The sequence below is a fragment of the Brevundimonas sp. Leaf168 genome (genome assembly GCF_001423685.1).
GTDB lineage: Bacteria > Pseudomonadota > Alphaproteobacteria > Caulobacterales > Caulobacteraceae > Brevundimonas > Brevundimonas vesicularis_C.
The window spans coordinates 1-212 of sequence record NZ_LMOY01000011.1; the positions used below are offsets into that span (position 1 = coordinate 1).

Consider the following 212-nt stretch of genomic DNA (forward strand, 5'->3'; position numbering starts at 1 on the left):
CCGGGCAATGGCAACCCTGGCAACGGCAACCCAGGCTCGGGCAACCCCGGCAACAGCAACCCGGGTTCGGGCAATCCCGGCAACGGTAATCCGGGCAATGGCAACCCTGGCAACGGCAACCCAGGCTCGGGCAACCCCGGCAACGGCAACCCGGGYTCGGGCAATCCGGGCAACGGCAACCCAGGCTCGGGCAACCCCGGCAACGGCAACCC

The 212-nt window shown here is 69.7% G+C and carries 1 protein-coding gene; it reads left to right on the forward strand.

What is annotated here, in order from left to right:
• On the forward strand, positions 1-212 hold a 212-nt coding region (locus tag ASF81_RS15475), incomplete at both ends, for a hypothetical protein (RefSeq protein WP_235559356.1).